The sequence below is a fragment of the Alcaligenes phenolicus genome (assembly GCF_032063905.1).
Taxonomy (GTDB): domain Bacteria; phylum Pseudomonadota; class Gammaproteobacteria; order Burkholderiales; family Burkholderiaceae_B; genus Alcaligenes; species Alcaligenes phenolicus.
The window spans coordinates 62,092-75,667 of the sequence record NZ_DAMBOE010000003.1 but is presented as its reverse complement, the minus strand read 5'-3'; the positions used below and the strand labels follow the sequence as shown (position 1 = coordinate 75,667).

Genomic DNA, 13,576 nt, shown 5'->3' with positions numbered 1-13,576 from the left:
GCAGTTTGTGTGGTCGCTGGCAAGATCAAGAATTGTTAAAGAAGGCAGTGAAGTCTGTTTTGAAGTACCTGCTTGCGGTGCCTCTTGCTAGTATTGGAGGCATTCAAGCGGTCCTGGTACTTAATTTGAGATTACGGAGCCAATAATGACAATTTCCATTCGTTCTGCAAAATTAGCAGCATGTGCTGGTGCTCTTTCCCTTTTGGCCGCTTGCGGCACGATGGACAATATGAGCACAGGTGGTCGTACCGCAGTGGGTGCGGGTGGCGGCGCTGCTGTGGGGGCTGGTCTTGGGGCTTTGATTGGTGATAGCAGCAAGGCCGCCATGATTGGTGCAGGTATCGGTGCACTGGCTGGTGGTATTGCAGCGTACAACTGGTCTGGCATTAAAAAGGATGTTCAGCAGTCTGGCGCAACTGGCCTGGGTGTGGATGTGACCGAAATGCCCGATGGCAGCTTGCGGGTCAATATTCCTAGCAGTGTGTCGTTTGATACCGGCCATTATCAGTTAAAGCCTGCTTTGCTGCCTGTTCTGGATAGTGTGGCTCGCGCCATGAATCAGCATCCAGAGTTGCGTGCCAAGGCTGTCGGTCATACCGATAGCACCGGGTCAGCGCAGACCAATCAAACTTTGTCGGTTAATCGCGCAAGCGCTGTCACGAATTACCTGACGCAGCAAGGTGTGGGACAAGGTCGCTTGATGGTTGAAGGTCGTGGCCCGAATGCTCCTATTGGCGATAATGCGACGGCTGAAGGCCGTGCCATGAACCGCCGCGTGGAGTTGTATTTGTACGCTCCGCAGAAGTAAGTCTCTGCTTCTTGCACACTCTCGGGTGTGCTGACAAAAGGCCCGGTTTTTTAGCCGGGCTTTTTTTGTGTTCGATCGGGGAGGAGTGACGCGGTTTGAGGGCGGTATTCTTTGCTTGTTGTCTGTTGTCTGTTGTCTGTTGTTAGCCGTGAGCTGGCAATTGACGGTTATCAGTTGTCGTTGAGGGCGTTACCGTTGCTTGGGAGTCAGCGCTGATTATTGAGTAGAACCAGGTAGTGAGCACGCCCTTGGGGGCGGTGGGGACCCGGAGGGGCTTGAGCACTTGCCGGTGCTGCGCACCGGTCTCCTTGTCGAGGACATCATCCGGGCGCACTCTGAACTCGCGGGGTGGTTCGTCCCCCGGACGAACCACAAGCGCCCCGCTCAAACAGCAGAGTGCTTGCACCCCGGATGATGCCCCCGCCTGCGGCAAGTACTCTGAATCGCCCCTCCGGGTCCCCACCGCCCCCAAGGGCTCATACCGTGGCTATTCAAGCAATCATGTATTGAGGGTCTGGGTCTGAGATTTGGGATTTCGGATCTCGGGTCTGAGGTTTGACGTCTGAGGTGAAGGCACAGAGCAGGGAGGTCGGAGGTGAACGGTCTCAGGTGATAGGTGATAGGTGATAGGTCAGAGGTCAGAGATTCGACGCAGACCAGGAAAGAGCCACACGCCATTCAAGGATGCAGTTTGAACTGTCCAGAAAAAAACGATTGTGAGCCAGTTGAGCCTAGCTTCAGGGTGTCCGGGCGGTTCAGAGGGTTTGCCGGGGTCGGGAGATAGCGTAGGGGTGCAAGCATCCTGTTGTTTGAGCCGGACGCTTGTACTTGGTCCGGGGGACCAAGTACCCGGCGAGTTCAGGATGCGCCCGTAGCTATCTTCCGACAAGGGCACCGGTGCGCAGCACCGGCAAACACTCAGCCCGGACACCCTGAAGCTAGGCTTAACTGGCGTCTTCAGCAACGATCTCTTCTGACTGTTAAACCTCGCTTTCCAATCAAATGAAATGACGAAGCTCTAAAAAGAAAAAGCCCCAGGCAGAAAGAATCCACCCAGGGCTTTAATCCATCAAGGCCTGATCAAATAACGATCATGTTCACATCAGGCCTGTATTCAACACAGCATCAAGCCTCCTGATACAGCTTGCTGCCCTGTTGAACAAACTGCACTGACATTTCCTTCATCCCCTGATCCACAGCGGACTGCTCATCCAGACCATTAGCCTTGGCATAGTCCCGTACGTCCTGCGAAATCTTCATGCTGCAGAATTTGGGGCCACACATGGAGCAGAAGTGCGCCACTTTCATGGAGTCTTTAGGCAAAGTCTCGTCGTGGAACTCACGCGCTGTATCCGGGTCCAGACCCAGATTGAACTGATCATCCCAACGGAATTCAAAGCGCGCCTTGGACAAGGCATTGTCCCGGAATGCCGCCGAAGGATGCCCCTTGGCCAAGTCCGCGGCATGTGCTGCGATCTTGTACGTGATGATGCCGTCCTTCACGTCCTTCTTGTTCGGCAAGCCCAGATGCTCCTTGGGCGTCACATAGCACAGCATCGCCGTACCTTGCCAGGCAATCATCGCCGCACCCAAACCGGAAGTGATGTGATCGTAGCCCGGTGCAATGTCCGTTGCCAAAGGCCCCAAGGTGTAGAAGGGGGCCTCATGACAGTGCTCCAGCTGCAACTGCATGTTCTCTGGAATCAGATGCAAAGGCACATGACCAGGACCTTCAATCATGACCTGAACATCATGCTTCCACGCTACCTGAGTCAGCTCGCCCAAGGTACGCAGTTCCGCGAATTGCGCTTGGTCATTGGCGTCATAGCCTGAACCGGGACGCAAGCCATCGCCTAGCGAGAAAGCCACGTCGTACTGCTTCATGATCTCGCAGATATCATCGAAATGCTCGTACAGGAAGCTTTCGCGGTGATGCGCCAGACACCACTTCGCCATGATGGAACCACCGCGCGAAACAATGCCTGTCATGCGGCTGGCCGTCATGGGGATAAAGGGTAAACGCACACCGGCATGAATGGTGAAATAGTCCACGCCTTGCTCGGCCTGCTCAATCAAGGTGTCGCGGAAAATATCCCAGGTCAGATCTTCGGCAATGCCGCCGACCTTTTCCAGCGCCTGGTAAATAGGTACCGTACCGACTGGAACCGGCGAGTTGCGAATAATCCATTCGCGCGTCTCATGGATATTCTTGCCCGTGGACAAATCCATGATGGTGTCCGCACCCCAGCGAATCGCCCAGGTCATCTTTTCGACCTCTTCGCCAATGGTGGAGCCCAGGGCGGAGTTACCGATATTGGCGTTGATCTTCACCAGGAAATTGCGGCCAATAATCATGGGCTCGGTTTCCGGGTGGTTGATATTGGCGGGCAAAATAGCTCGGCCACGCGCAATTTCATCACGAACAAACTCGGGGGTGACCGTGGTGGGCAAGCTGGCGCCGAAACCTTGACCAGGGTGTACCTTGGTCAGGCGACGAGCCATCTCTTCACCTTGCGGACCGCTGGCGCGCAAACTTTCAATGTATTGCTCGCGTCGCAGATTTTCCCGAATCGCCACAAACTCCATTTCGGGTGTGATGATGCCACGCCGTGCGTAATGCATTTGCGTGACATTGGCTCCCGAAATGCTGCGTCGAGGCTGACGCTTCAACTCGAAGCGTAACGTGTCCAGTTCCGGGTCGGCCTGGCGGGCTTGACCGTACTGGCTATTGAGCCCCGCCATCAACTCGGTGTCCTTGCGCTCGCTGATCCAGACATGGCGTAGCGGCGGCAGGCCTTTGCGAATATCGATCTGTACCGAGGGGTCCGTGTAAGGACCACTGGTGTCATAAACGCTTAAGGGAGGATTCGGCTCGGCGCCGAAGTGGCTGGGCGTATCAGCCAGGGAGATTTCCCGAAAAGGCACACGCAGATCAGGCCGCGAGCCGGTTTGGTAGATTTTTCGGGAGTTGGGTAAGGGCTGGATCGCAGCCGGGTCTACGCTGGCCGCTGTGGCCGTAAAAGAAGGGGTTTTGCTTGTCATTGCAGCTCCAAAGAAATGGTGGAGCCGATATAGGAAGAAGTGCCGTGCAGGCATTGCACCTGTGGCACACGCTCCCAGCATCGGCATTATCCGTACTGGTACGAGGGTTTATCTCAACCCGCCAAATGGCGAGTACCCCTGCGTGCTGACAAGTATAGGTATCTTGGAGCTGCTTGTGGACGTATAAGGCTTATTTTCTTTTCATACCGTTGAGCAGATGACGGATGGTTTGATCCAGATGGTCACGCTCTTTGGGTGGCAAAGCCACAATCTCGTCCACGGAAAAGCGGTTGAAGGGCCAGGTCACAATCGGTGGGCCTTCGCCGGAGTCTTGCAAGGTGGTGGCATGGGCTGCACTCAGCTCCATATTGCCCAGCCCGTTTTTCAGCCATTGAGCACTGATATTCAGGGCTTTGGCCAGATCCAGAATTTCGCGCGCGTCACGCCGCGTACCACTCTCGTAATTGGAGATGGCGCTTTGACTGAGGTTGCACAGACGAGCCAGCTCGGCTTGGGAAAAGCCGCGTTGCAGGCGGGCGTGGCGGAGGCGATCAGAGAAGTGTTTCACAGTACAGATTGTTCATGGAACGCCCTGCACGATGGTTTTGAGTAAAAATGTCGTATGTGATAAAAATATCTGGCTTAACCGGCTGAATGGAACGAAGAGAAGCTTAAGATGGGGGCAGCACCAGATTTGTCGGGTTCAAGCCTGTGCTTAAAGCTTGAATGTCAGGGGCGTTTAACAAGGCAGGCGGTATAGGCGGGTAGAACGCACGGTGCCTAGCGTTTTTTCATGCCGTCCAGTAAATGACGCAAAGTGCGATCGAGCAAATCACGTTCGCCATCTGCCAAAGCAACCACTTCATCGACGGAAAACAGACGGAAAGGCCAGGTAACAATGGGAGGACCATCCAGGGGTTCGGACAATGTGTAGCTGTCCTGCGTGAACTCCATCGTGCCGATACCCTTGCGCAACCATAAAGCGCTGACATTCAGGGCTCTGCTCAACTCCAGAATTTCACGTGCATCCCGACGAGTGCCATTTTCATAATTGGAGATGGCGCTCTGGGTCAATCCGCATAGACGTGCCAAATCTGCCTGAGAAAGACCGCGATGTTGACGTGCGTGGCGAAGGCGTTCGGAGAAATGTTTCACACAACAGATTGTTGATGTAAAGCCAAACACGATGGTTTTAATTAAAAATCACAGTCGTGATTTATACTGTCCGGCATAGTCATCAGATGTCATTATAGTTAAGGTATCAACTATGTCGGTTGCAAATGAAATTGCTGGCGGTCCTGTTGTTCTGTACCTGGCCACGGCTATCCCTGATCGAAACTTACTAGAACAACAAATTCAGGCTCTGGCAGAACGTGGTTATCGTCTTATTTTTTGTCCGGATGCGACGGCTTTGCTGCAGTTGGCCCAAACGCGGGGCCGTTACGCCGGCTCGATATGTATTGCCTGGTTGGGCGGGGCTTTGGCCGAAATCTGCTCGGCGGCCGTGCGCTTACGTATGCTGTGTCCGCAAATTGGAATCCTGATGCAGTCCGATGCGACGGACTCGGCCATGCTGCAAGCCTTGCATAGCGGCGGAGATCAGTTTTGCCCCAGGGATGCGTCTTTGGAGTTGCTGGCGGCCAGTTTGCACAGCTTGCAGCGGCGCATGATGCAGATGCCCATCATTCCTGAACCGTCTCAGCCCCAGGAGTGGGTGCTGGATCAGGAGGGCTGGGCCTTGATATCGCCTGTCGGGATCTCGTTTAGCCTGACCAGCACGGAGCGCGCCTTCATCGTCCGCTTGCTGCGCGAAGAGGATCGCCGGGCCAGTCATTACGAGTTGATGCGGGCTGTGGCTAGTAAAACGGATGTAATCAGCAATCCACCCGGTGCTTCGCATATCAACCGCCTGGGCGTTCTGGTCAGCCGTATGAGACGCAAATTCAGCCAGGGAGGCACGGTTCTGCCTATCCGCTCGATTCATAACTGGGGCTATATGTTCGCTGCTAATTGCCAGTTGCTGGCCTAGCCAGGATGTCATCCGGGCAGGGCAGTTGAAAAAGGCCCTGTCGGTTATACCGGCAGAGCCTTTGTTCATGCTGTGGGGGCAGGGCTTAGTAGTAGCGCTGCACTGACAAGTCGTCTGCACGGATGGCAGGCTCCTTGTTGCTGATCAGATCAGCCAGCAATTGCGCACTGCCGGTAGCCAAGGTCCATCCCAGCGTACCGTGGCCGGTGTTCAGGAACAGATTGGAGTAGCGGCTACGCCCCACAATTGGGGTACTGTCCGGCGTCTTGGGACGCAGGCCGGTCCAGAAATGCAGATCTGCGTCGCTTTGGTAGCTGCCGGGGAACAGATCATTCAGGACCATCAGCAAGGTCTGTTCACGGCGGGGATTCAGGCGCTTGTTAAAGCCGACGACCTCGGCCATGCCGCCCACGCGAATGCGATTATCAAAGCGGGTCAGGGCGATCTTGTAGCTTTCATCCAGCAAAGTGGACTGAGGCGCACGCGAGGCATCCGCAATTGTGGCGGTAATGGAGTAGCCCTTTAACGGGTAGACCGGGATGGCCTGCAGGTCTTTCATCAAACCCGTAGACCAGGAGCCCAAGGCCACCACGTAGGCATCGGCGGTCAGCAAGCCGTCGGAGCTTTGGACGCCGCTGATCTGTGTGCCATTGCTGTGAATGCGCTGAATGTTCTGGTTCCAGCGGAACTCCACGCCTTCCTTTTCGGCCAATTCGCTAAGGCGGCGGGTGAACATCTGGCAGTCGCCGGTTTCGTCTTCCGGGAAGCGCAGGCCACCGCTTAGTTTGTGCTCTACGTGGCGCAGAGCCGGCTCAATCGTGTGCAATTCGGAGGCGGACAGCAGTTCGTAGGGCACGCCAGCTTCTTTCAGGACCTCGATGTCGGCGGCAATGCCGTCCAGCTGCTTTTGCGTACGGAAAAGCTGCAAGGTGCCTTGGGCACGGTGCTCGAATTGAATGTCGGTCTGGGCGCGCAGCTCGGCCATGCAGTGGCGGCTATATTCAGCCAGACGCACCATGCGTTCTTTATTGATGGCGTAGCGGTCTGCTGTGCAGTTGCGCCACATGGCCAGCAGCCACTTGATTTGTGTCAGCGTGCCATCCGGGCGAATCGTCAGGGCCGGATGCTCGTCGAACATCCACTTGATGGCTTTGCGCGGGATACCCGGCGCAGCCCAAGGGCAGGCATAGCCAAAGGACAACTGACCGGCGTTGGCAAAACTGGTTTCCAGAGCGGGCCCAGCCATGCGGTCTATGACCGTTACGCTGTGTCCTTGGCGGGCAAGATAATAAGCGCTGGTTACGCCTTCTACGCCAGCACCTAGCACGAGGATCTTCATACGGTTCCTTGGGCGCATCGCCCGAAAGGGAAAGTGTTGCAATCAGGCGCGCAAAAACAGCGCGCACTGTCGCAATTCGATACGTTTTATCCGTCTATTTCAACAGGCGGGCAGGGTAGGGGTCAAGGATTAGTCCTGATCCGGTGCACTGCGCGGGAACACCATATTGTTACGGTGTATCAGCTCTGTATCGTGTTCGCTGCCCAGCAATTCATTGATCAGGTGGCTGGGTTGGCCCATGATGCGGCGGGTGTCGTCCGAGGAGTAGTTGATCAGACCACGGGCGTATTCCACGCCGTGCTTGTCCACGCAGGCCACCACGTCGCCACGGTCAAATTCGCCTTCTACATGGGTGACACCCACGGGCAGCAGGCTCTTGTGACCGTCTACCAGCGCACGTACGGCGCCTTCGTCCAGCGATACGCGGCCACGCACACGCAACTGATCGACCAGCCAGCGTTGGCGGGCCGAGCGCACGGGCAGGGTGGCCCGCAGCTCGGTGCCGATGCGCTCACCTTGCGCCAGGCGGGACAGGACTTGCTGTTCGCGGCCCGAGGCAATAATGGTGTGGCCACCGCTTTGTGCAGCGCGTTTGGCGGCCAGGATTTTGGTGATCATGCCGCCGGTGCCGATATTGCTGCCCGAGCCGCCTGCCATGGCTTCCAGCGTCGGGTCGCCCGCTTGTCCCAATGAGATGAACTGCGCATCGGGATTGCTGCGCGGATCGGCGCTGTACAGGCCAGCCTGGTCGGTCAGGATAATCAGGGTTTCGGCTTCAATCAGATTGGTGACCAGCGCACCCAACGTATCGTTGTCGCCCACGCGGATTTCATCCGTGACCACCGTGTCGTTCTCGTTCACGATGGGGACTACACCCAGGTCCAGCAAGGTGTTGATGGTGCCACGTGCATTCAGGTAGCGATGGCGGTCGGCCAGATCTTCATGGGTCAGCAGAATCTGAGCGGTGCGCACACCATGGCGGGCAAAAGCCACTTCATAGGCTTGAATCAAGCCCATCTGGCCGACGGCCGCCGCCGCTTGCAACTCATTCATGGCCTTCGGTCGGCGCGGCCAGCCAAGGCGGGCCATGCCTTCGGCAATGGCACCGCTGGAGACCAGCACCAATTGCTTGCCTTGGGCATGCAGTTGAGCAATCTGGGTAGCCCATTGCTCTACGGCATCCAGGTCAATCCCTTTGCCCTCGTTGGTGACCAGGGAGGAACCTACTTTAATAACCAATCGGCGCGATTGCGCAACGGCCGATTCAGAATGAGAAGAGTGCTGCATGACGAGTTCAGAAATCCATCGCTTGGCGTGTAAATAGAGAAAATGCCAGGAGTAGGGCGGTTGGCTTAACCGCGTCTTCCGGGCATTTTGGGGTTCAGTCCTGGAGTCTAACCCCTGGACCTGTGTAGCACGATCAGTCCGGGGCAAACCTCTCGTCGTAAATATGGGTGCCGTCGGCAATATCTTGCTCGATATGCTCTTTGCGGCTTTCTTCATCCAGCCAGGACTGCAGCTGATAGACCAGGTCCTGTGTACCCACACCGGTCAGGGCGGAGATACCAAAGACCGGGCCTTCCCAGTTCAGTTCTTTGAGCAGGCGGGCTTTCAGGTCTTCCGGGTCCGAGACCATGTCCAGCTTGTTCAGAACCAGCCAGCGTGGCTTGGCGTACAGCTCTTCGCTGTACAGACGCAGTTCTTCAACAATGGCACGGGCTTCTGCAGCCACTTTGGCCGCAATATCCTCGTCCGGGTCCAGGCTGGATACGTCCAGCAGATGCAGCAAGATACGGGTGCGAGTCAGGTGGCGCAGGAACAAGTGTCCCAGGCCGGCACCTTCCGACGCGCCTTCGATCAGGCCCGGAATATCGGCAACCACAAAGCTGTGTGCTTCGGACGAACGCACTACACCCAGGTTGGGGTGCAAGGTGGTGAAGGGGTAGTCCGCAATGCGAGGCTTGGCGTTGGAAATGCGGGTGATCAGCGTGGATTTACCGGCATTGGGCATACCCAGCAGACCGACATCAGCCAGCACCTTCAGTTCCAGGCGTAGCTTGCGATGCTCGCCTTCCTTGCCATAGGTAAATTGACGCGGGGCACGGTTCACACTGGATTTGAAGTGCAGGTTGCCCAAACCACCGGCGCCGCCTTGGGCCAGGGTGATTTTCTCGCCATGGCGCTTCATGTCAAACAGCTGCTCGCCGGTTTCTGCGTCAAAAATCATGGTGCCGACGGGCACACGCAGGGTGATGTCCTCGCCACCCGCGCCGTATTGGTCGGACCCACGGCCGTTTTCGCCGTTGCGAGCGCGGTGCAGGCGGGCGTAGCGGTAGTCGATCAAGGTGTTGACGTTACGGTCGGCCTCGGCATAAATGCTGCCACCGCGTCCACCGTCGCCGCCATTGGGGCCACCTTTTTCAATAAATTTTTCTCGGCGGAAACTGGCAGCGCCGTTTCCACCTTTGCCTGCGACCACTTCAATGGTCGCTTCGTCTACGAATTTCATGGTGATGAGTGCTGTATAGGTCCAGGGGCCGCAGAACCGTATGGGCTGCTGGTCTGGGAGCAGACCATTTTAAACAAAAACCCCAATTGCTTAGTGTATAGGAGATTGGCTTATCTGCCGGTATGTGCCGTGATAGTGGCCGATTTTTAATCTCTTGCTGTGGCCGTAGGGAGACTGGCTAAGCCGGGTGGGCGGGTTTGGGCGATGGCGGGTTGGCCATGCATAAAAAAAGCCCTGCCTAGGGCGGCAGGGCTTTTTCGCAGCGAGTACGCTTTGATCGGGTGGCTTATTCGCCAGCAACGACCGAAACGGTACGCTTGTTCAGAGCACCAGTGATGGAAAATTTAACTTTGCCATCGACCAGGGAGAACAGGGTGTGGTCTTTACCAATGCCCACGTTCACGCCGGGGTGAAACTGAGTGCCGCGCTGACGAACAATGATGCCGCCAGCCGAAATTACCTGACCGCCGTAGACTTTAACGCCCAGACGTTTGGCCTGTGAGTCACGGCCGTTCCGCGTAGAGCCGCCGCCTTTCTTCTGTGCCATTTCTTTAGCTCCTAGATGAAGAAAATACCAAATTCGCTTTTAGCAACAACTTAGACGTTGATCGCTTCGATGCGGATTTCGGTGTAGTTTTGACGATGGCCTTGCGTTTTGCGGTAGTGCTTGCGACGGCGCATTTTGAAAATCTTGATTTTGTCGTGACGGCCTTGCGCAAGAACAGTAGCCTTGACCACAGCGCCAGCAACGAAAGGAGCACCGATTTGCAGTGCTTCACCTTCGCCGACGGACAGAACCTGGTCAAGCGAAATTTCTTGCCCAATGTCTGCCGGTATCTGTTCTATTTTGAGTTTTTGGCCAGCAGTAATGCGATATTGCTTACCGCCGGTTTTTATAACCGCGTACATAGGGAATCCCTTAAAGAGTCAAACAGGCATCGCGTAAAAGGCCAATAACAGCCCGCTGTAATGCCATCTAACATAAAAAAATCTTGACACGCAAAATGCCAAGCAAAAAATAATAGGGCAAAAAGGCTTTGCTGTCAATGGCTTGGGCCTACTCCTGTCTGTATTTTGCATCCAATCCTTTCGTTTTTCACTCGGTAGGCAGGGGTGGCCCTTTGTCTTGGGGTCGTAAAGGACGTGTGAGGGGACCTGCTTCGCCCAGAACCGCATATATCGCTAATTTGTTACATTTCTCCTCAATCTGTGGCCTTTGAGGGGCTCGCCTTCCGCTACGGTAGAGCTGTTGCGTTCACAGAAGCGTAAGTCATTTATTTTTCGGACCTACTAAGGGGAAACGTATGAATAAGGACACGATCGAAGGCAAATGGAAACAACTGGCCGGTAAAGCCCGCAGCGTCTGGGGCGAAATTACGGATGATGAGTGGGCCAAGGTGAAAGGGGATGCCACGCAATTGGCCGGTCTGGTGCAAGAGCGCTATGGCCGTACCCGCGAAGAGGCGGAGCGCGAGGTTAAAGACTTCTACGACAAGTACGACCGTTAGCGGGTGGGAACCTTTTTTTGCCTGTAGGTATTTCATGAGCTGTCGTTGAGATGGCCCGTCAGACAAGGCGCTGTCCCTATACGTACTGATGATGAGGAGAATCGTATGCTTTACTACGCCGTAATCTTTTTTATTGTAGCTATCGTGGCTGCTGTGCTGGGTTTTGGTGGCATTGCCGCTGGTGCTGCTTCGATTGCCAAGATCCTGTTTGTCGTGTTCCTGATTCTGGCGGTGCTCTCGCTGGTCAAGGGCATGGGCAAGAAATAGAACAAGCCCGCCAGTGGCGGGCTTGTCCGTAAGGAAAAACCGTCTCCACCGATTGGGTGGAGGCGGTTTTTTTTATCAGGAGCGGTAGTCCGCGTTGATAGTGACGTACTCGTGCGAGAAGTCGCAGGTGTAAACCGTTTCGCTGTGTTGGCCACGGCCCAGAGAAACACGTACCAGAATCTCGGCTTCCTGCATGACGCGCTGGCCATCTTCTTCCTGGTAATCGGGGTTGCGGCCACCGTCCACGGCTACCAGCACATCGCCTAGCCACAGACGCAATTTGCTTACGTCCAGATCACTAATGCCGGCGTAGCCAATGGCGCACAGAATACGGCCCAGGTTCGGGTCGGAGGCAAAGAAGGCTGTTTTCACCAGAGGTGAGTGAGCGATGGCGTAAGCCACTTTCAGAGCTTCTTCGCTGGAACCGGCGTCATCAACCTGAATGGTCATGAACTTGGTGGCGCCTTCGGCGTCACGCACGATTTTCTGAGCCAGTTCGCGCGAGGCGTCGACCAGGGCATCCAGCAAGGTGTTGTAGTTCGGGTCGGCAATCGACTCTACCGTGACACCGCTTTGGCCGGTTGCCATGATGATGAAGGAGTCGTTGGTGGAGGTGTCGCCATCAACCGTAATGCGGTTGAAAGAGCGGTCCGCTGCCAGACGGCACATATCGCGCAGCAGTTCGGGAGCAATACCGGCGTCCGTAGCCAGGTAACCCAGCATGGTGGCCATATTGGGGCGAATCATGCCCGCGCCCTTGCTAATGCCGGTCAGTGTGATGGTTTTACCCGACAACTGGATTTGACGCGACACGATTTTGGGTTGCGTGTCGGTGGTCATGATGCTGTGAGCAGCATTGAACCAGTTGTTGTCGGCCAGATCGTTCACCGCCGCAGGCAGAGCGCCCAGCAGGCGATCCATGGGCAGAGGCTCCAGAATCACGCCGGTGGAAAAGGGCAGCACTTGCTGGGGCAGGATGTTCAGCAGGCGCGCGGTTTCCGTGCAGGTTTGCTGTGCTTTTTCCAAACCAGCCTGACCTGTGCCAGCGTTGGCATTGCCGGTATTGATGACCAGGGCGCGGATGCCATCGTGCGTAGCCAAGTGCGCTTCGCACACTTGTACTGGAGCAGCACGGAAACGGTTGGTGGTGAACACACCGGCCACGCTGGTGCCGGGGGCCAATTCAAACACGGTCAGGTCGCGTCGGTTGGCCTTGCGAATACCGGCTTCGGCAATACCGATCTTGACACCGGCAACGGGGTGAATATCAGATTCAGAGGGAATGAACAGATTGACGGCCATGACGCGATCCGAAAAACAATGTTAAAGGCGGCTCAAAGCAGTAATGATACTTGCTTTGAGCCGCCTGAGCATATCTTTGGTCGCGCCGGAGCGCTTAGCTTTCGCGAGCAGCCATGGCCACGTTGTTGCGAGTGATCAGCTTGAGTTCGCCCAGGGCTTCAAACAGGTTGACGCGTGCTTTTTCCGACAGGTTGGCAAACATCTCCTGTAGCCACTGCTCGTGGGAGGCCGCCATTTTCTTGAACTGGCGCTTGCCCTTGGGTGTCAGGCGGATCAGGGAGCTGCGACGGTCGGTGAGCACCTTGATGCGTTCGACCAAACCTTCTTTTTCCAGCTGATCGGTAATGCCCGTGATATTGCCGTTGGTGACCATCAGGTGACGGGACAGCTCGCTCATTTTCATGCCAGCGGGCTGACGCTGCAATTGAGCCATCAGGTCAAAACGGGGAAGTGTGGTCGTGTGCTCGGTACGCAGGCGACTGCGAATTTCGCCTTCAACCAGATTGGTGCAGGCCATCAAGCGCAGCCACAGGCGGGTGTCGAAGTGGTCGTCGCTATGGGCACGGCTTTCCAAGTCGGGAGCGGCATCGGCGACGGCGGAAGCGGGGATATCGTTCATGATCATAGATAGCTTGCCTTAATGGTGCATGTCCAAAATGTTTAGCTTTGAAGGACGCAGACCGCAGCCATGAGCAAGCTGGGTTAGCTTGGTGGGTATCTTAGGGGCTGGTTCGAAGTTTGACATTGCGACAGATCAAAGTAAATTCGTTTT

At 55.8% G+C, this 13,576-nt stretch carries 14 protein-coding genes; 4 read left to right on the top strand and 10 right to left on the bottom strand.

The window, feature by feature from the left end; genetic code table 11:
* Window positions 1–229 precede the first annotated feature (229 nt).
* Entirely contained in the window at window positions 230–808 is a 579-nt protein-coding gene (locus U2949_RS06920) for an OmpA family protein (RefSeq protein ID WP_088453170.1), read from the top strand.
* Window positions 809–1,933: 1,125 nt separating this feature from the next.
* Here U2949_RS06920 and thiC read toward each other — a convergent pair.
* The 3 genes from thiC to U2949_RS06905 all read right to left on the bottom strand — a co-directional run bounded on the left by thiC (window position 1,934) and on the right by U2949_RS06905 (window position 5,005).
* Window positions 1,934–3,850, bottom strand: a complete 1,917-nt coding sequence (gene thiC / locus U2949_RS06915; RefSeq protein WP_257723716.1) for a phosphomethylpyrimidine synthase ThiC — start codon at window positions 3,848–3,850, stop codon at window positions 1,934–1,936.
* 190 nt (window positions 3,851–4,040) lie between these two features.
* Window positions 4,041–4,418, bottom strand: coding sequence for a helix-turn-helix domain-containing protein (locus U2949_RS06910; RefSeq protein WP_022983604.1), 378 nt, complete (start codon window positions 4,416–4,418; stop codon window positions 4,041–4,043).
* 212 nt (window positions 4,419–4,630) lie between these two features.
* A complete protein-coding gene (locus tag U2949_RS06905; RefSeq protein WP_022983603.1) occupies window positions 4,631–5,005 on the bottom strand; it encodes a helix-turn-helix domain-containing protein in 375 nt (124 codons plus the stop codon).
* Window positions 5,006–5,117: 112 nt separating this feature from the next.
* On the opposite strand from U2949_RS06905, the gene U2949_RS06900 reads away from it, so the two are divergent.
* Window positions 5,118–5,879 carry a helix-turn-helix domain-containing protein gene (locus U2949_RS06900; protein ID WP_321286871.1) on the top strand — a complete coding sequence of 254 codons (762 nt, stop codon included), beginning with the start codon at window positions 5,118–5,120 and terminating at the stop codon, window positions 5,877–5,879.
* An 85-nt stretch (window positions 5,880–5,964) separates the two neighbouring features.
* On the opposite strand, the gene U2949_RS06895 is transcribed toward U2949_RS06900, so the two are convergent.
* The 5 genes from U2949_RS06895 to rplU all read right to left on the bottom strand — a co-directional run bounded on the left by U2949_RS06895 (window position 5,965) and on the right by rplU (window position 10,636).
* Complete coding sequence (locus tag U2949_RS06895) at window positions 5,965–7,218, bottom strand: D-amino acid dehydrogenase (protein WP_009460560.1); 1,254 nt, start codon at window positions 7,216–7,218, stop codon at window positions 5,965–5,967.
* Window positions 7,219–7,347: 129 nt separating this feature from the next.
* A complete protein-coding gene (gene proB, locus U2949_RS06890; RefSeq protein ID WP_026484420.1) occupies window positions 7,348–8,505 on the bottom strand; it encodes a glutamate 5-kinase in 1,158 nt (385 codons plus the stop codon).
* Between the two features lie 133 nt (window positions 8,506–8,638).
* On the bottom strand, window positions 8,639–9,727 hold the full coding sequence (gene obgE, locus U2949_RS06885; RefSeq protein ID WP_321286869.1) for a GTPase ObgE: 1,089 nt from the start codon (window positions 9,725–9,727) through the stop codon (window positions 8,639–8,641).
* 286 nt (window positions 9,728–10,013) lie between these two features.
* Window positions 10,014–10,274: a 50S ribosomal protein L27 gene (gene rpmA, locus U2949_RS06880; protein WP_009460566.1), complete on the bottom strand. Its 261-nt coding sequence runs from the start codon at window positions 10,272–10,274 to the stop codon at window positions 10,014–10,016.
* Between the two features lie 50 nt (window positions 10,275–10,324).
* A complete protein-coding gene (gene rplU, locus U2949_RS06875; RefSeq protein WP_321286867.1) occupies window positions 10,325–10,636 on the bottom strand; it encodes a 50S ribosomal protein L21 in 312 nt (103 codons plus the stop codon).
* A 395-nt stretch (window positions 10,637–11,031) separates the two neighbouring features.
* Between rplU and U2949_RS06870 the strand changes: the two genes are divergently transcribed.
* Together U2949_RS06870 and U2949_RS06865 are read left to right on the top strand one after the other, a co-directional pair.
* Window positions 11,032–11,235, top strand: a complete 204-nt coding sequence (locus U2949_RS06870; protein ID WP_009460568.1) for a CsbD family protein — start codon at window positions 11,032–11,034, stop codon at window positions 11,233–11,235.
* A gap of 105 nt (window positions 11,236–11,340) precedes the next feature.
* Complete coding sequence (locus tag U2949_RS06865) at window positions 11,341–11,502, top strand: DUF1328 domain-containing protein (protein WP_009460570.1); 162 nt, start codon at window positions 11,341–11,343, stop codon at window positions 11,500–11,502.
* A 75-nt stretch (window positions 11,503–11,577) separates the two neighbouring features.
* Here U2949_RS06865 and argJ read toward each other — a convergent pair whose 3' ends face one another.
* Window positions 11,578–12,804, bottom strand: coding sequence for a bifunctional glutamate N-acetyltransferase/amino-acid acetyltransferase ArgJ (gene argJ, locus U2949_RS06860; protein WP_226348555.1), 1,227 nt, complete (start codon window positions 12,802–12,804; stop codon window positions 11,578–11,580).
* Between the two features lie 94 nt (window positions 12,805–12,898).
* Window positions 12,899–13,429 carry a MarR family winged helix-turn-helix transcriptional regulator gene (locus tag U2949_RS06855; RefSeq protein ID WP_009460574.1) on the bottom strand — a complete coding sequence of 177 codons (531 nt, stop codon included), beginning with the start codon at window positions 13,427–13,429 and terminating at the stop codon, window positions 12,899–12,901.
* Window positions 13,430–13,576 lie beyond the last annotated feature (147 nt).